Source organism: Catenulispora yoronensis, assembly GCF_039531695.1.
Taxonomy (GTDB): Bacteria; Actinomycetota; Actinomycetes; order Streptomycetales; family Catenulisporaceae; genus Catenulispora; species Catenulispora yoronensis.
This window is the reverse complement of the sequence record NZ_BAAAQN010000005.1, coordinates 242,377-261,309: the sequence shown is the minus strand read 5'-3', so window position 1 is coordinate 261,309 and position 18,933 is coordinate 242,377. Positions and strand designations below refer to the sequence as shown.

7 protein-coding genes are annotated in these 18,933 nt (G+C 66.5%); 4 read left to right on the top strand and 3 right to left on the bottom strand.

The features are described from left to right. Positions 1 to 21 precede the first annotated feature (21 nt). Complete coding sequence (locus ABD481_RS06405) at positions 22 to 429, bottom strand: hypothetical protein (RefSeq protein WP_344664586.1); 408 nt, start codon at positions 427 to 429, stop codon at positions 22 to 24. A 66-nt stretch (positions 430 to 495) separates the two neighbouring features. Beyond that, the gene (locus ABD481_RS06400; protein WP_344664585.1) at positions 496 to 7,557 is read right to left on the bottom strand and encodes an RHS repeat-associated core domain-containing protein; all 7,062 of its coding nucleotides are present in this window, start codon (positions 7,555 to 7,557) and stop codon (positions 496 to 498) included. Between the two features lie 91 nt (positions 7,558 to 7,648). Here ABD481_RS06400 and ABD481_RS06395 point away from each other — a divergent pair, with 91 nt between their 5' ends. The 4 genes from ABD481_RS06395 to ABD481_RS06380 all read left to right on the top strand — a co-directional run bounded on the left by ABD481_RS06395 (position 7,649) and on the right by ABD481_RS06380 (position 18,064). Next, positions 7,649 to 7,801, top strand: a complete 153-nt coding sequence (locus tag ABD481_RS06395; RefSeq protein ID WP_344664584.1) for a hypothetical protein — start codon at positions 7,649 to 7,651, stop codon at positions 7,799 to 7,801. A gap of 18 nt (positions 7,802 to 7,819) precedes the next feature. Continuing rightward, entirely contained in the window at positions 7,820 to 8,215 is a 396-nt protein-coding gene (locus ABD481_RS06390) for a hypothetical protein (protein WP_344664583.1), read from the top strand. 222 nt (positions 8,216 to 8,437) lie between these two features. Then, entirely contained in the window at positions 8,438 to 14,662 is a 6,225-nt protein-coding gene (locus ABD481_RS06385; RefSeq protein WP_344664582.1) for a ricin-type beta-trefoil lectin domain protein, read from the top strand. Between the two features lie 258 nt (positions 14,663 to 14,920). Next, a complete protein-coding gene (locus ABD481_RS06380) occupies positions 14,921 to 18,064 on the top strand; it encodes an AfsR/SARP family transcriptional regulator (RefSeq protein WP_344664581.1) in 3,144 nt (1,047 codons plus the stop codon). 20 nt (positions 18,065 to 18,084) lie between these two features. Here ABD481_RS06380 and ABD481_RS06375 read toward each other — a convergent pair whose 3' ends face one another. Beyond that, positions 18,085 to 18,891 (bottom strand): tetratricopeptide repeat protein, encoded by an 807-nt coding sequence (locus tag ABD481_RS06375; RefSeq protein WP_344664580.1) that lies wholly within the window; start codon positions 18,889 to 18,891, stop codon positions 18,085 to 18,087. Positions 18,892 to 18,933 lie beyond the last annotated feature (42 nt).

The window sequence follows — 18,933 nt, the reverse complement described above, 5'->3', positions numbered from 1 at the left end:
CAGCGCGTCGAAGGCACATATTCAGTGACCAGGAGAGTTTTCTCGCCGCGCGCGATGGAAGCTGTCTACAGCCTCCTGGAGTGCAGCCTGAAGGCCGGCGAGTGCCATCCTTCTTCGTTCGCGCACAACGTCGCGGGGGTCCCTGGTGTAATCGATCTCTTCAAAAACTCTCCACGCCTCATAGACAAGTCGAGTCTGCTCCATTGGAATTTCACGAAGGTGTGCAGACTTTACCATCTCCCAGCCTGCAGATTTCACGTTCCCCAGGTACCAAATATCATATTCCGCCTCCGCTGACACGAAGCGCCCGACCGCAGCACGCGTCTCAAAGTCAAGGTATTCGCAGGACAAGAGCCGGATTGAAATGTTCACTTCGGGGTACGGAGTGGGTTTTTGAATGTCGAGAGGCGCTTCCCATTCGTCGGGCATATCCCTTAACCACTCCCACTCTCGCGGCAAACCCATCGAGAACTTCCCCTCTGTCGACAAAAGCCTTTATCCAAACTGCTCGAAAAACCATGCCTGCGCGGCACGCGGAGTTGTCGGAACACCCTCAACGCCACCCGCACGCAGCACGTTCGCACAGTACGTCACACAACTTTGAGTTCTCAAGCTGTAACTCGGATAAGTCCCTGCCGCCGTCTTCTCCATCATGACTTCCGCATAGGCTAGAGCACCGTCTGCATTAGGAAGAGGAATCTTGATGTTAAATGTTTGGTCCGGATCAAGCCTCGTCGCCGGATTGAATACCTCTACCCCGGCACGAGGGTCCTTCACGCTGCCGAACTGGTGCGTGGGGAGCACCTCACCCGAGTCACTCCTGACTGTAATGAGTGCGTGATCCGGCACGCCGTTAACGATAGTCAAATGAACGGTCGCCTCCCCGCCACAGTTGTGCACCAATACCGGCGTGCCGCCCGCGACCACATAGTACGTGTGCAACCCGTCAATCGTGAGGTCGTAGGTGACCATCGCGGATGTGTAGTTGTGTACCGCGGCTACGGTAGCTGGTGTTGAGTCGTCCGACTGGAGGCGGTCGCCGGGCTTGAGCTGGGACGCGTTGGTGAAGCGGCCGGTGGTGGCGTCCCAGTAGGGGTGATTCTGGGTGCCTGTGATGATCTTTGGGCCGGAGGGTGTGGTGATGGTCAGGTCGGTGAAGTCGGTGTCTGTGAGGGTCTTGTGGACTTCGTCGACCTTGTGGTGCTCTGTGGCGCCGTCGGGTTGGGCGTTTTCGATCTCGTCGCCGGCCTTGACGTCCTCGATCGATTTCGTCAGGCCGTCAGCCATCAGGACGCGTGTACCGGGTGCGAAGCTGTGGGTGCAGGCTTCGGCGGGTTTGGTGATGAGGCGCTTGGCCGCGGCGCGGAGGCCGCCCTCCAGGAGATCCGCGTCCTTGGCCTTGCCTGCCGGGGAGAAGGTGGAGGCGATGTCGAGGAAGGTCGACACTGAGTTCATCTGGCGCTGCGAGGCTATGTGGTGCGAAACGATGAAGTTGTCGTAAGCCGACTCGGGCGAGATGGTTTGGGTCTCGACCTGCCCGGAGGGGGCGTTGGCGCCGCCGCTGGTGATGGTGTGGTCCACCGTCGCGGTCGCGCCGGCTGAGACGATTTTGTTGACGGGTGTGAGCTGGAAGGCCGTATTTGCCTGGTGGACCACCCAGTGGCCGGCGCCAGCGACGAACTCCCCGAAGCTTCCTTGTTCTTCGCCTGGCGGGTGGTACACGTTCCAGCCGGCGCTGCTCTCACCGGCGTACCTCAGGCCGGATGGGTCGCTGTTGTCGACAGGGTCGTTCCCCGCGTAGGAGTACCCTCCGATGGCTTGCGGATCGGCAGGCTGGAACTGCGGGTCAATCGAGATGAAGCGACCGGTCACCGGATCGTATTTGCGTGCCCCGATGTCGACGAGCGCGGTTGAGGCGTCAGTGGTTTTGCCAAGGAAGGTGTGGTCGTCGGTCCAGGCGGGAGAGGTTGTCTGGGTGGCCGGGGTGCCGCGGGTTTCGCCGAAGGGCTTGATGTACCGGCGGGCGATGACCTTGCCGGTGGCGGCGTTGATCGTGGTGCCGCCGGTGCCTTGGTTGTTGTTGACTTGGTAGGTGATGGCGCCGGTGCTGGTGACGATGATGCCTGGGGCGCCTGGGTAGTTGTAGTACCGGTTGGCGGTGACGGTGTTGGTCCCGGCCAGGTGGATCTCGGTGGTGCCCACGTACAGGGTGGTGCCTGCTGTGGTCCCGCCGGTGTCGCGCCGGATCAGTTGGTTGCCGTCGGCGTCGTAGAGGTAGTCGGCGGTGGTGCCGTTGTTATTGTCGACGTGCTTGAGGCGGCCTTCGGCGTCCCAGGTCAGCTGCTGGCCGAGGGCGGTGCCGTTCGGTCGCAGTGTGGTGTTGCCGGCGCCATCGTAGGAGTAGCCCTCGGTGCCGGTCGCGGCGCCGGACTTGGTGATCTGGCCGAGCAGGTGCGGGCCGGTGCCGGGGTTCGTGGCGCCGCCGATGTTGGTGGCGCCCGGTGCGGCGTAGGAGGAGGTGCGGGTGATGTTGTTGGCGGTGATGCCAGCCGGGTCGTGGTCGGTGACGGACGTGCGGTTGCCGCTTTGGGCATCGCTACCGGTATAGGTGTAGGACTGCCAGTACCGGGCCGGGCCACCGATCTGTGTCCTCGAGCTGGCGTCAGTGGGCGCATTGTTGGCGGTGGAGGAGGCGCAGGAGCCCAGGGCGCTGGTGGCGGTGGTGGGGCTGTTCGGGTTGGTGGTCGCCGACGGCGACTGGTCACCGGAATCGGACCAGGCATTGGTCAGGCGGCTGGCGTAGTCGTAGGTGTAACACTGGATGTCCCGCTGCGCCGGACCGGGGTTGTAGGACCCTGACACCGACCAGTTCTGGAGGTCGGCGGTAGAGGTCAGGCGGCCTGCGGCGTCGTAGGCGTAGGAGACCTCATCGATGCTGTAAGTGTTCAGCTGCGTCGGATTGACCGTGCTCTGACCGGCCGTGGTGTCGACGAACGTGTTGGTGACGCGGCCAGTTCCGGCGTCGTACAAGTTCTGCTGCACGATCTGGAACGGGTAGTCGCCCAGCGTCGTGGACAAGATCTTGCCGTCACGGTCGTAGGTGGTGGCAGCCAGGTAGTCGGCGTTGCCACCGGTGGCCATGAGGAGCCCGAACCGGTTGTAGGAGTTGTAGACCGTCTCCGGGCCGATCCCGGCGTTCGGAACGCTGGGTGTGTCGTAGTGGTCGATCAGACCAGTCTGAGACGTGTAGTAGTTGCTCGTCTGGTAGGTCCCGGCCAGCAGTCCCTCACTGGCGGGGATGACGGTCTTGGCGCCCAGCGGCCGGTAGTCGACGTCGTAGCCGGTGACCTGCTGTGTATAGGCGTTGCCGTTGGCTATGCGGGTCGAGGCATCCGGCTCACCCTTGTTCCCAGCCGGGTCGAAGGTCCACGCGGCCAGCTTCGCCGCGCCGTTGCCAGTCGCTTGGGCGCCCGCAGTGGCCACCGCGCCGACCGAGTGGTCGGCGGCGATACCGCCGTCGTACTCCCCCGTCCTGCGATTGAGCACGTCGTAGGTGTAGCCCAGCACGTGGCCCCGGCCGTCGGCGGTGGCCAACAGCAGGCCGGCGTTGTCGGAGTAGCTGGTGGAGGTTCCAGCGTCCGGGTCGGTTTTGATCACCTGGTGACCCAGCAGGTCGCTGGTGGTGGTCGTCCAGACGTTGTGGGCGGTGGCGTCGGTGACCGTGCTCGCGGTGCCCTCGGTGCCGCCCGGGTTGTAGGCGAACCCGTAGCTGGTGACGTCCGCGTCGTTGGCGTTGCCGGTCGGGCTCAGCGGGCTGTTCTTGTACGTCCACAAGGAAGTGGTGCGGCCACGGACATCCGTGAACGTCGACGTCGCCGACGAAGGCCCGACGCCGTTGCTCCCGGGACCGACCACATCGGTGCGGTCCACACCCGGGTAGGAGGTGGTCGTGACCATGCCGGCGATGGTCGAGCCGTTGTGCTTCTGCGTGACCGTGATCGGTCGGGACATGCCGTCGTAGGTGGTGACGGTCTGGGCCGGAAGGTTGTCGTTCCAGGAGGCCCACACTCCGGTCGGGATCGTGGCGCCCTGGTCGAAGTAGGGCAGGTTGGTCTCCATGACCCGGCCGAGCGTGTCGTACCGGGTGTTGACGATCATCCGGCCGTGCGACTCGTCCACCGCCGGCGACTGGGTCTGCACCACGTCGCCGAAGCCGTCGACGATGTTGAAGGTGGCCGCATAGCTGCCGTCCTCCAGCAGAGTCTCGGTCTCCGCGTAGCCGTTGGGCTGCGCCGGCTGCGTAGTGGTGGCCAGGTGCGGAGTCGTGCCGTTGAGCAGGTAGGTGAACCGGATATTGGGCAAGGTCCTGTTCGTCGTCCACGGGCGGTCCGGCTTCCACACCCCCTTCAACCGGCCCATCCCGTCGAGCATCTCAGTGGTGAGATGCCCGTTGACGTCCGTGGACGTCTCCGGGATGCCACGGCCCTGATCCAGGGTCGTCGTGGCGGCCCAGCCCGCCGGGTTGGTGACTTTGTAGCTGGAGGGGAGCGCGCCGCTGGACGGCGTGTAGTCGGTGTGAGTGGTGTGTTGATCCGCGTCGGTGACCGAGGTGACGCGGCCGTAGCTGCCGTCGAAGGTGGCGCCGGCCGTCGCCCAGGACTCGGCGTAGGTGCCGGTGGCCGGGTCTGTCAGATGAATGGAGCCGGCCGTCCTCACGGTGGTCGGATCGCCCGGCCCCGGCAGTTCGCTGGTGTTCGGAGACCCGTCGAACAGCGTCACCGTGTCGGAGACCAGGTTGGAGTCGGTGAGCTTCACTCCGTACACGCAGGGTCCCAGCAACTTCGTGCTCTGCCACGGGATGGCGGTGCGCTGGGTATTTGCAGCTTGCAGCGCGTAGCCCGTCACGGAGCACAGCTCTTGCACCGTGCCATCGCCCTTGTCGTCGGTCATCAACAGCCGACCGTTGCCGCCCGACGAGCCGATGACCGGGTTGGGCAGGGTGTTGTCATAGTCGTAGTCGACCTCGCTGCGCCGGGTGCCGGTGCTGACCTTCTGATAGGTGACCGTCTTCGAGGTGTGTGAGAAATGCGCACGCTGCGTCGGCAATCCCGAACCGCGGTCATGCGCGGCGGTGACCATGTTCCCCGGGTCTGGGCCACCAGTGTGCAGATTCACCGCGCTCGACGGACCCGAACTGGTCGGGTCGACCGGCACGTTCACCACGTCGGAAACCACATTGCTGCTGCCGGACGAGGCGTAGGTCTGCGTCTCCAACACCTGCCCCGCCAGGGAATTGTCATCGCGCAAGCCGGGAACGCCGGGCGCGAAGACATCACCATGGCCGTCCACGACCCATACGTGCTTGTTGGCGTCCTGGAACGGATAGGTGGCGTTGCCGTCTTGATCCATGCCCCGGAAGTACGTGGCCACCTGCTTGGTGTTGCTGTTGTCGATCTCGCTGCCGACAACTGTCTGCACCTGTGCGTAGCCCCGGAACTGGTCGAACGTCCGGTACTGGGTTTCAGTCTGTTCGGAGTCGTTGGTGTGCCACACCGGCGTGCCCAGATAGGTGTAGCTCACCCGGCGCGCAGCGGCCAACAGCGTGTCGTCATAACGCATCACGGACGTCACGGTGTACTTGTTGAACCAGTCCAGGACCGGTGTGGTGCCGCCGGGGATCGTCCAATACTCCGGGTAGCACAGCGTGGAGTTCGCCGTGATCGTCGGCGCGGTCGGACCCGGGCACAGGGTACTCGGATCCGAGTAGGACACGTCGACCTCGGAGCCGGTGGTGTCCGTGATCGCGGCCAGGCGCAGCCGGTTGTAGTCCGAGGCGTTGTTGGTCGCGTTGAACGAGTGGGTCGCGGCCCGATTCGGGAGGAACTGGCCGTAGGTGTAGACGGTCGGATCGTCGGCTTGGGCCGTGGTGCCGTCCTGGTTCACCACCCAGCCGCTGTGCTTGATCCCGGCCAGCCACAATGTCGGCTGATTGCCTGCCGTGGAGGGGTCGGGAACCGCGTTGAACTGGTGCATCAACGTGTACTGATCCACGCGGCGGTAGGCGGATCCGGTCCAGACGTTCGTCGTCACCGAGTCCAGCCGCTCGGTGTTGAAGAACGAAGGTATGTAGTTCACGCACTTGGCGCCGCCGGCCGTCCCGTCCTTCGTACCGGCCGAAGTGCACGCCTGGTCCCAGGGCGTGTCCACGAACGACGGCGCGTTCGCCGCGTTGATGCCGGTCTGCGCCAAGCCACCGGAAACCGGCACGGTGCCCACAGGGCAGCGGCTGTCATGCCCGGCCTGGGTGGTGTCGCTGATGCACCGCGCCACCGGGTTGAACGTCACGGAGGCGGCGGGGTGCACTGCGGTGTTGTAGTAATCGTTGCTGCGCCAGCCGTAGTCGATCTGCCGCAAGAAGCCGCCGGCCTGGTATTCGGTCGGGCTGTTCGACGTCCCGCGCAGGTAGAAGTTCTCCTCGCGGGCGTAGGTGTAGCGCGTCAGGTTGTGGTGCGGGTCGACGACGAAGTCCAGGTTCCAGCGCCATCCGGTCCGACAGTCAGCGGCCACCGCCGTCGTGGGACTCGCGCACTTCGAACCGGCCGGGCTTCCGGTACCGAACACCGGCACGCCCCACGCCGAGAAGGTGGGCGGTTCATTGGGGCTGTTCGTGCCCTCATCGGCCTGCGGCAGTCGGTTCGCGCCGAAGTAGTACTCGGTGCCGTCGGTCGTGGTCAGCTTCCAATAGGCGCCGCCATCACCGGCGTTGCCGTTGGTCGCACCCGTCAGCTGCTCGACCCGCGTGCCGTCGTCACCGGCGATCCGCCAGGCTCCCGTCGCGTCGTCGCGGACCAGCTCGCCGCTGTGCCCTGGCAACGACAACGTCGCGTTCGGGATGCCCCAGCACTCGTCGGCGGAGGCGGGGAAACCGGCCTTGGAACACGGTTTGTACGAGCGCTCGATGAAGCCCGGGTTGTAGTCCCAGCCGTCGCCGACCCACGAGCCCTGCGCGTTGGAGGCCGCCGTACGGCCATCGACGCTGGCCGAGTTGTAGGCCAAGGCGACGGAGGGCGCCGCGCCGCCCAGCGAGGCCGGTGTCGTGATCGGATAGGTGTAGGCGAACGAGCCCTCGTTGCCCGCGCCGTTCCAGGTGTCCGAGGGCGTCAACGACGTCGCGGTGTAGGAGCCGTTCATCCCCGACGGAGTGGAGCTCGCCGCCAACACCAACGCCGCGGACGCAGCCTTCGATGAAACGGAGGCCGCAGCCGGAATCTGCACCGTTGCCACCAGCTTGTGATGCTGGCGATCGTTGGTGAACGGCACCGGTGTCTGCTGACGGCAGGACGGATCGTCGGGGGTGGTCAGCGAACAGGCCGGAAGCGCCACCAGCGCCATACGGTCGGCGAAGTCGCCGCCGAAAGCTGTCGCGAAGCTGGAGTAGTCCACCGCGACTGTCGCGGGCGCGGCAGCCGCACCGCTGTCTGCGCGCACCGCGGTCACGATCATGCCCGCGACACCGGCCTGCTGCGCCGCGTCGTGCGAGGTAACGCTCAGCGTCACCTTGGCGGCGGGCGCTGCCTGCGGTGGCGACGCGCCGGACCCTGTCGCAGTGCGGGTTGCGTTTGCGTCTGCGGTATCGCTGGGTGCTGCGATGCTGACCGGCATCCCGGCGATCGCGGCCAAACCTGCGGCGGCGTCGATGGCTCCGCCGGCAGCAAACGCCTTCGCCGGCGCGACAGCCGCAGGGGCCAAGGCCACAGTCGCGGTCGCAGCCACCGGCCACGCCGGAGCTGGCGCGACGTAGCCCGGCAGGCTCTGCGGCGTGGAACGCTTCGTCGCCAACCCGCCCTGCGACGGCACCGCGACTTCCTTCACCACCGGTCGCGGCTGCCAGATCTTGCCCTTGTGCCCGTGGCCCGTCGCATCGGCCGCCGGCGCCGACATCAACGGCAGCGCCATGGCGATTGCGGTCGCCGCGGCAGTCCACGTCGCGATGGCGCGTACTCGTCTGACTCGACGCGCCGAGTCCGTCGACGCCATTGAACGCCAAGTCTTCATGAGACCCCCGAAAATCGCACACCTGACGAACGCCGACACTCCATGCGGCGGCAGCAGCGGCACCGTATTCGAGCCCTGGGATGATGTCGATGGACCGACTTCGGTGGTTCTCAGTTTTGATTACGACTCAATGACGAGCCATAGTAAGATCGCCACCTAGCGTGACGGGCGAGGCGTCGACTGGCATCGGATGGTGCCGAAATGTCTGACTCATCGCTGCCGATTCTCACGGCAGGGAGTTACTCAGGCGACGCTGTTCATAACGTTTCGATTAACTTGCCGACGTTGACCCAGAGTTCTGCGACTTCTAAGGTCCGCTGGCGCGCAGTTCACGCGTACTCCCTACACCAATGCGGGGGAAGGCGTTTCAATGCACCATGCCTTGATAAGACGCAGGCAGGACAGAAGACTGCTGGCGTCGGCACTCATCGCCGGGCTGACCGGCTCGCTCCTACTCACTGGCGGCCAAGCCTGGGCTCAGACCGCCACGGCTCCGCCGTCGCCGCACTCGACTCCGTCGCCTTCGGCGGCCGACTCCACGTCGGCGGACGGCAAGAGCCCCACCGCCACCAAGCCCGGAACCAACAGCCCGAGCAAGGAGACCAGTACCAGGCCGGTACAGAAGCTTCCCACTGGATCGCCGGAGAAGCTGGCGGCGCAGAAGGACCTCGCCGACGCCACTGCGAAGGCCAAGGCGACCGGCAAGGCAGCTCCGGTCGACTCGCAGACCACTATCTACGCAACCACTGTGGCCAACCCTGATGGCTCGTTCACCTCGACCGAGAACATCGCGCCGCAGCGGGTCAAGCAGAACAACGCCTGGGTCCCGGTCGACACCACCCTGAAGCAGGCAGCCGACGGCACCTGGCAGACCAAGGCCTCCGTGTTCGGCGTCACCATCTCCGGCGGCGGCACCGCCCCACTGGCCGTCGAAGACGACCGTTCCGGGCATGTGCTGACCATTACCTGGCCCACCGCACTACCCAAGCCGCAGGTCAGCGGCAGCACCGCCACCTACCCGGCGATCCTTCCGGGCGTGGATCTGAAGCTGACCGCCACCGCCTACGGCGTCAGCGACGTTCTGGTCATCCACGACGCCAAAGCCGCCGCCAACCCGGCGCTGAAGACGCTGCACCTGGGCATGTCCAGCCCCGGACTGACGGTAACGGCCACCGAGTCCGGCGGGCTGAAGGCCACCGACAAGGACGGCAAGGACCGCTTCACCGGCAGCACGCCGATGATGTGGGACTCCGCGACGGCACCGGCCGCCAAAGCCGCCGGCACGCCGGATCAGAGCTCGAACACGGCAGCCCCGGACACCAACGACATCACCAAATCCCCAGCCATGACCTCGCATCTGGCCAAGATGCCGATCACGGCTGGCGGCAACGGCGTCGACTTCCGCCCCGACGCCACAATGCTCGGCGACCCCGGCACCGTCTACCCGGTGTATCTGGACCCGGACATCACTCCGGTGTACTCCAATGAGCGCGCCGAGATCTGGCAGTGCGGGGACACCGAATACATCAACGGCGCCGGCCAGACGGGCAGCCTCACGATGCGGGTGGGCTGGAACTCCTGCGGCGGGCTAGTGCGCGGCATGCTCCAGTTCGACTCCCGCCAACTGTGGACTGTGGAGAACGTGCCCGAGGACATCGACTGGGCCAACATCAGCATCCTCAATCAGTTCCAGTGCACGCCTGTGACGGTGTACCGCACCGGACCGATCCAAAGCGGCGTCACCTGGAGCAACCAGGGCAGCAAGGCCATCTGGTCCGGCAACGGCGCCGGCCCCATCCCGGGCGGCTCCCTGGGCTGTCCTTCCAACAACAAGGACCAGACCTGGACCTTCAGCGACCTCCAGCAGGCTCGCGACGCCGCCTCCCACGACTGGTCCACCATCACCCTGGGCTTCCAGGCCACCAACGAAGCCAACCACTCGACCGCCAACTACATGGCCTACTACGCCTCCAGTACCGGCTACTGGGGCACCGGCGAGCCCAAGCTGACCGCTCACTGGTGGGCATCACCGACCCTGGCCAGCTACAGCGCCGACACCGCGCCGATCGGCAACCACAGCGACACCACCCCGATCTGCGGATCCGGCTCGAACGGCACCCACTACCTGCCGATCACCAGCACCCCCATCAACCTGCACCTCGGAGTCACCGACCAGGACGCCGGACATCCGCTCACCCTCGGCTACGAACTCCAGCGGTACGACGGCACCGACATCACACCGCCCAACGGCTGGAACGAGACCATCTCGTACGACACCCCCGGCGTGGTGAAAAACTTTGACGTCCCCTTGGCCTACAACTTCACCGACGGCCAGAGCTACCGCGTCATCCCCTACGTCGGCGACCCCCTCACCGGCGTGAGCTACTACCCACTTCCCACCTACCCCGGCGCAGCAGGGTGCTACTTCACCGCAGCCACATCCCCACCCAACCAACCCACCTTCAGCACCACCACCTACCAGCGCACCGGCCAGCACCTGGCCTCCTACCCCACCGTCGGCACCGGCGGCACCCTCACTGTCAACGCCACCGCACCGAACACTCCGATCGTCCGCTTCGACTGGGCCCTGAACACCGCCTCCACCAACGAAGGCGATGGCCACTGCACCAGGGCCGGCAACAACTGCGGGTCGGTCAACGCCGGGAACACCACAAACACCAGCGCCACCATCTCGATCCCGGCTGGTGCCGGTAATGGTGAGCACTGGGGCAACAACTACATCTACGTCAGTGCTGTTGACGCTGCTGGCAACGTCTCGGCCTATGCCCGCTTCGACTTCTTCGAGGCACAGGCCTTCCAGCCGGTGTCGTTCGGGAACGTCACCGGTGACGGCACGCCGAACATCATGTCCACCGACAGTGCCGGGAACCTGGTCATCTATCCGGCCAACCGCGACATGTCCAAGAGCACTGACCCGAACGCGACCGCGGCCGCTAATGCCATTCAGGTCGCGCCGGCCAACACTGCGCCTAATGGCAGTTCGTGGACCAGTGCTCTGTACACCCACCGGGGTGCGGAGGTTGTTCAGCCGACTGATGACCTGTTTGCCTTCGATCACACCGGTGATGGGGCCGGTCACATGTACTACTACCGCAACGCCCAGACCGCATCAGCGTCCACGCAGCCCGGCTACCACCCGCCGGACACCGTCAACGCCTACAGCCAGACCCAGCAGATCCAGGTTCAGCGGCCCACCTGTGCTCCGGCGACTGGTCCTCAGTGTGCCGGCTACAACCAGACCAGCTGGAACGACGTCAAGAAGGTCATCTCGCTCGGGCCGGTGAACGGCGGCTGCGACATCGTCCATCCGACCATCGCCTGCAAGACCAACCTGATCACGGTCGAGACCGATGGGCACAGTCCGGCGCGGGTGTGGCTGTTCACCCCGGCCGGTGTCGGGCAGCTGCGCAGCCCGGTCCTGCTGTCCACCTCGACGCCGACGTGGGACTGGGCCTCGGACCGCCTGACGCTCATCGCTCCCGGCAACGCCTCGCACCACCCGGCTCCGACCGGGGCGCCGGCGGCCGGTGGCATGCCGGACCTGTGGGCCGACTACGACGGCACGCTGTGGCAGTTCACCAACCACTCCGACACCGGCGTGCTTGGCGCGGGGCTGGGCGACCTCAGCGCCAAGACCCGGCTCGGCAGCACCGACCAGTTCCGTGCCTACGACTGGGTCTCCTCCGCCGGCGACCTTGACGGGGACGGCAATCCCGATCTGTGGACCATGGCCAACGGGCGCCTGGACGTTCTGTTCGGGCCGCTCACCGGCACCATCGATCTGTCCGAGCAGTCGCAGACCACTGCCACGCTGATGGAATGGGGCGCCAGCCTCGGCGTCACCAGCCTGCAAGGCAGCAAGGTCACTCCCGGGTCGGTCGGGCAGGTCGTCTCCGACATCACTGGTGGGGCCGGCGGCCAGATGTGCTTGGACAACGCGTACGGCACGCAGAGCAACGGCAATGTCGTCGACATCTACCAGTGCAACGGCACCCGGCCGCAGAAGTGGAAGTTCGCCGCCGACGGCACGATCCGGACGTTGGACGGCTCGGGTGCGACCACCATGTGCCTGGACACCGGCGGGCCGGCTGTTCAGGGCTCGAAGATCATCATCTACACCTGCACGAACAACGACGTCTGGCAGAACTGGCGCACCATCCCGTCCCCGTCCGCACCCGGCCACTTCTGGATCTACAGCCCGGCCACCGGCATGTGTCTGGACGACACCGGCCTGTCCAACGCCAACCTGACCCAGTTCCAGAGCTGGCCCTGCCTGGACAACACTCATGCGCCGGCACCGCAGCAGACCTTCGCGCTGCCCGGCACCACCAGCCAGTCCCAGGTCATCGAGGCCGAGGACCTCGGCGCACCGTGGGGCAGCAACAGCGGCGGCACCCCTCAGGTGCAGTCCCACTGCTGCGGCGGATCCTGGTCCAACGGCGCCCAGCTGATGCTCGCCAACACCACCGTCGGCTCCACGATGACCATCAACTACGACCTGGCCGCGGGCGCGACCTACCAGGTCGCGCCGATCATGACCAAAGCAGCCGACTACGGCACCGTCACGGTGACCGTGGACGGCGCCAACACCCCTCTGCCCACCGTTTTCGACGGATATCAGAGCTCGGGGGTCTCCACGACGCAGGTGCCGTTCGGCACGGCCACCCTGGCCGCCGGCCTCCACAGCTTCACGTTCAAGGTCGTGGGCACCAGCCCGAACAGCGTCAACGCCCGCTACAACCTCGGCATCGACAAACTCGTCCTCATCCCGACCGGCAGCTCGGCACCGAGCCCGGCGCTGAACGCGCCGACCACCGGACTCATCCGCGTGCCGGTCGCCGCGGACGCCAGCGGCACCTACCCCGGCGCCGCCCCGATCACCGGCTACACCTTCGACTTCGGTGACGGCACCGCCGCCGTCCAGCAGTCGGCGGCCACGGCCACCCACACCTACCTCATCGCAGGCACCTACCAGATCACGGCGACCGTCTCCGACGGCACCAACACCATCACCACCACCTCGGCCATCACGGTCGCCAACGGCTCGACCAACGAGTGGAAACTCAACGACGTCAGCGGAACCACCGCACCGGACTCGGGCAACGGCCCCGGCAAGAACGGCACGCTGAGCACGCCCGGTGTCACCGCCAACCCGGCCGGATACGCGAGCTTCGCGAGCAGCGGCGGCACCATCTCCACCAGCGCGCCCACCGTGGACACCACCAAGAGCTTCTCGGTGTCCGCATGGGTCAACCTCGCCGCCACCAACACCGGATACCAATCCATGGTGGTGCAGCGCGGCACCCTGCACTCCGCGTTCTACCTGGAATACAACGGCACCACCTGGCAATTCGCCCGCGCTCTGGCTGACACCCCGGGTATCAGCCCGGCCCGGATCACGGCGACCGCACCGGCGGTCGCCAAAACGTGGACGCACCTGACCGGCACCTACGACGTCATCCAGGGCACGATGGCGTTCTACGTCAACGGCCAACTCGTCGGCACCGCGACCGACACCACCCCGATGGCCTCCACCGGCCCCCTCGTCATCGGCGAGGGCTTCGTCGACGGCGGGGCCAACAACTACTTCGACGGGAGCATCGCCGACGTCGCGGTCTACCAGCAAACCCTGACCCCCGACCAGACCCAATATCTCTACCAGAACAGCACCTTCGCCAAGCCGCCGGTCGCGGGCATGGCCGGATCCCTCGTCTCCGGGAACACGGACCCCAACAGCGCGGGCCGCCAGCTGTGCCTGGACGACCTCAACGGCAGCCTGGCCAACACAACCACCGTCATCGACGTCTACGACTGCAACGCCACCTGGCCGCAGCAGTGGTCCTTCGGCGCCGACGGCACCGTCCGCCTGATGGGCGCCAACCCCGCCAGCCCGCCCAACAAGTGCCTGGACACCGGCGGGTACAACACTCAGGGCTCGAAGGTCACCCTGTACGACTGCCAGGCCGGAAACCTCAACCAGGTGTGGAAGGTCCTCCCCTCCCCCACCAGCGCCGGACAGATATCGCTGCAGAACCCGCTGACCGGGCTGTGCCTGGACAACACGAACGGCGCCGTCAACAACACCAACCCCTTCCAGCTATGGAGCTGCCTGGACAATCCCAACCAGCACTTCACCGCACCCACCGCCGTCGGCGACGTGCAGCGGGCCGAAGCCGAGAGCATCTGGGGCAGCGCCACCGGCGGCACCATGGTCAAGCAGGGCGGCTGCTGCAACATCGCCTGGTCCAACAACGCGCAGGAGCAGTTCATCTCGACCGCTGCCGGCTCGACCATGACCCTGGACTACTACGTGCCCAACGCCGGGCTGTACCAGGTCACCCCGACCATGAGCAAGGCCGTCGACTTCGGGACCGTGGCGGTGGCCGTGGACGGAGCCGCACTCGCCACCACCATGGACGGCTACAACAGCACCCTCATCGCCACACCGTTCACCTTCGGCACCGTCAACCTGACAGCCGGAATACACCACTTCACCTTCAAGATCACCGGAACGAACGCGGCCTCCACCGGCAACAGGTACAACGCCGGGGTCGACGTGCTCAAGCTCGTTCCCACAGCGACATGACCGTCAAACGCTGGGACTGAACGGCTGATCAGGTAACGGGAGCGGGTCGACGCAACGACTGCGTCGGCCCGCTCGCGTGCCGATGACGTGTCGTCGGACTCTTGGAGCAGCCAGGGTGTTCGACTGGGGATATCCGCACTCGAACACGGTCGGCTTCAGGCCGCCACGACACGAGAGCCCTGGGAGTGATCCGCACCGCGCGCGGCCTCCGGCGACCGCGCCCATTCAGAGTGCTGATGGTGGTGGCAAAATCAGAGCATGGACTTCCAGCTGCTGGGCGAGTTCCGGGCGATGTGCGACGGTGCCGAGCTGGACCTTGGGGGGCGGCGCCGCCGGGCGGTGCTGGCGGTGCTGCTGCTCAACGCGGGGCGGACGGTTTCGCGGCAGCAGATCGCGGAGTGGGCGTGGCCTGGTGATCCGCCGGATTCGTCGGGGAATTTGATCGCCAACTATGTCTCCACGCTACGGCAGGGTTTGCGCCCGGCCGAGTCCTCGATTCGCCTGGTCGCCCGGCCGCCGGGATTCGCCGCGGAGGTGGAGCTGGATCTGGTCGACGCCCACCGGTTCGCCGGTCTGGTCCGCCGTGCCCGCGCCGACCTGGATGGCAGGGAGCCCCAGGCTGCCATTGCCGGGCTGCGGCAAGCGCTGGGGCTGTGGCGTGGCACTGCGCTGTACGGTTTGGAAACTCCGTACCTCGAACAACGTCGTGCCGAGTTGGAGAACGCGCGCAGGTCCGCCACGCTCCTGCTCGCCAGGACGTACCTTGACCAGGGTGAACCTGATCTGGCCGTCGACCTGCTGCGGGCGCTGCTGGCCGAGGACTCCGGTAGTGAGCCTTTCGCGACGCTGCTCGTCCAGGCGCTCACCGCGGCCGGCGACGGCACGGCTGCTGCCGATCTGGCCATGCAGACTATTCGAACCCTGCGTCGCGAAGGTCGCGAACCTGGCCAGGCACTGAAGCAAGCCCAGAGCGATGCCTTGAGTGGACACGCCGCAGGCGGTGCGAGCACCGTTCGTCGCACGCCCAGAGCAGCGGTCTCACGGCTCAAGCAGCTTCCGTTGGACACCAGGGCGTTCACGGGACGCGAGCACGAGCTCGCGCAGCTGCTGGACCTGGCGGAATCCTCGGAATCGGACGGTCCGCCGAGCACTGTGGTGATCTCCGCCATCGACGGTATGGGCGGTGTCGGCAAGACCGCTTTGGCGTTGCACGCCGCCCACACCCTCGCGCATCAGTTCCCTGACGGCCAGTTGTTCGCCGACCTGCAAGGCGTTCATGAGCGCACGCCCCGGGAACCGGGCGACGTCCTGGCCGACTTCCTTCACGCCTTCGGCCTGCCTCCCGGTGGAATTCCCGCCGAGACCTCGGCCCGGGCCGCTGTCTTCCGGGACCAGCTGGCCGGCACGCGCACTTTGGTCGTGCTGGACAACGCCGGCAGCGAGGAACAGATCCGGCCGCTGCTTCCGGGTACCGGCGGGTGCCTGGTCCTGATCACCAGCCGCCGACGCCTCAAAGGCTTGGACGACGCCTATCCCCTCAACCTCGATGTCCTGCCGACCGTGGATGCTGTCGCGTTGTTCCGCAGTGTCGCCACTCCGGGCCGCGCCCCCGCGGGGGATCCGCGCCTGGAGGAGATTGTGGAGTTGTGCGGGCACCTGCCGCTGGCTCTGAGGATCGCCGGCGCGCTTCTTCGCAGTCGGCGTACCTGGAACCTTCAGCACCTGGCGGCAAGGCTCCAAGCCAGCGGCGCCAACCTGACGGGGTTCTCCGACGGCGACCGGGACCTCGTATCAGTCTTCGATCTCTCCTACCAGGCCCTCGCGAGCGATCGCCAAGACCTGTTCCGCTACCTGGGCCTGGCCCCGGGCCCGGACATCGACACGTACGCCGCCGCCGCGCTGCTGGGCACCGACCTGGCCACGGCCGACGCCATCCTTCAGGACCTCACCGACCACAACCTTCTGACCGAGATCAGCCCCGGCCGCTTCCGCCTCCACGATCTGCTCCGCCGCTACGCCGTCACGATCGCCGGAACCGTCGACCCCGCCGACGCGCGCGAGGCGGCTCTGGACCGCCTCCTGAACTACTACGCCCACACCGCACGAATCGCCTCCGAGCCCATCGGACGCCTGCCGCAACCCGCGTCCGTCAGCCCGGCGCCCGCCCACGCCCCCGATCTGAGCGACGCCGACGCCGCTCGCGCCTGGCTGCGCACCGAGCGTCCGAATCTCGACGCCGCCTGGGATTACGCGCATACCAGCCACCTGGACCACCACACCGTCGCCCTGGCCGCCGGCCTGGCCGAATGTCTGCGCCATCACGGTCCCAGGCCTCGTGCTCTGCGAATTCACCAGGCCGCTGAGACAGTCGCACGCACCGGGTCGCCCGGAGCTCACGCCAACGCCTTGACCGACTTGGGCCGGGGGCAGCGTGCGGCGGGTGACTATCCGGGCGCGGTGGAGACCTTGGAACGAGCCCTGAGAATCCACCGGCAGATCGGCAACGGCCTCGGCGAGGCCGTCGCCCTCAACGAGTTCGGGGCAGTACAGCTTCTGACCGGAGACTATCTCGGCGCGGCGACGGCGTTCGAGCCGGCTCTGGAGATCTTCCGGCGGATCGGAAGCCGTCTCGGCGAGGCCACCGCGCTGAGCAGCTTGGGGCAGGTGCGATTCAAGACCGGCGACTTGCCAGGGGCGACAGACGCCCAAGAGCAAGCCCTGGAGATATACCGGCAGCTCGGAAACAGTTACGGCGAGGGCGCCGCCCTGACCAGCCTGGGCGAAGTGCGGTGCGTGAGCGGGGACCTGCCCGGAGCGGCGGACGCGCTGGAGCAGGGCCTGGAAAGCTTCCGACAGCTCGAAAACCGCAATGGTGAGGCCATCGTCCTCACCGGCCTGGGAGAGGTCCGGTCGCTGCTCGGCGACTGCCCCGGGGGAACGAACGCCCTGGAGCAGGCGTTGGAGATCTACCGGCAGCTGGGCAGCCGCCACGGCGAAGCCGCCGTCCTGAACAACCTGGGACGGGTACGGTATCTGGCCCGCGACTATCCGGGAGCCGCGGAGGTTCAGGAGCGAGCGCTACAGCTCTACCGTGAGATCGGCAGCTGCGGCGACGAGAGCTGGGCGCTGAACTCCTACGCCGCCACTGTCGCGGCGCTCGGCCATCGTGATCGCGCCCTCACGTTCTACCAGCGGGCCATGACCATCAGCCGAGAACTGAACCAGCCCGACGAGGAAGCCATCGCCCTGGAAGGAATCGCCGCCCACCACGCCGCCATGGGCGAATCCGCTCAGGAGCGCGAGTACTTGAACGAGGCTCTGGAGATCTACCGACGTCTAGGGATGATGAGCACGGACTGCGAGCGTGTTCAAGGCCTGCTTTCCAAGTTGGGGAGGAAGTAGCCACCCTCCCCTTGGGCTGGTCACTCCCCGGCGTGGTACCGATCGATCAGCAGCTGCGCCTCGGGCTCGTGCCCGGACAAGACACCGGCCTCCCGGATCTGCGCGGCGGTCAACGCCGGGGCCATGCCGTCGGCCTCCCGGAAACCGTCGGAGATCCCACGATCCAGAGTGCTGAGGAACCACCGCACCGCCTGGACGGGATCCCGCTCGATCAGCGGACTCCCGTCACGGTAGGTGGCACCGACCGTCAGGGCCGAGGGGATGTTGCCCAGTTCCGCCGCCTTGATGTGCCAGAGCCAGGCCTCCTCCGGCTTCCGCTGCCGGTCCAGCACCTCGGCATACTGGGCGCAGGCGTCGTTGTGGCACAGTTCGGCGGCCCGCCGCAGCCATTCGAGGTAGCTCTTGGCGTTGATCCGCACACCCCGGCCCTTGCTGTAGCACTGAGCGAGGTTGAAGGCGCTGACCGCGTCCCCGAGTTCCGCGCTCTGGCGGAACAGCTCAGCGGCCCTGGGCTCGTCCGCGGGCATCCCGAGGCCGTTGGCGAGCAAGTGGCCGAGGCCACGCATCCCCGCCGCGGAACCGCCGTCCACCGCTTCGACAAAGAGTTGCACGGCTTGCTCCGGCGCCCTGTCGTATTCCAGGAGCAAACCGCCCAGCAGAGCCTTCGCCTCGACGTCGCCGGCGGCCGCGGCTGCTTCAACCCTGGGACGTAGCGTCTGAACGTTCTCCCCGGCACTGCCGTAATAGCGACGCGCCATCCTGACATACCAATTGACCGCGGCGACCACATCGTCGACTGCCAATGCCATTTCCGCTTGCTCTGTCATCGCGGCACGATCCAGCCGCACGCAGAGATCGCGCCAATCAGC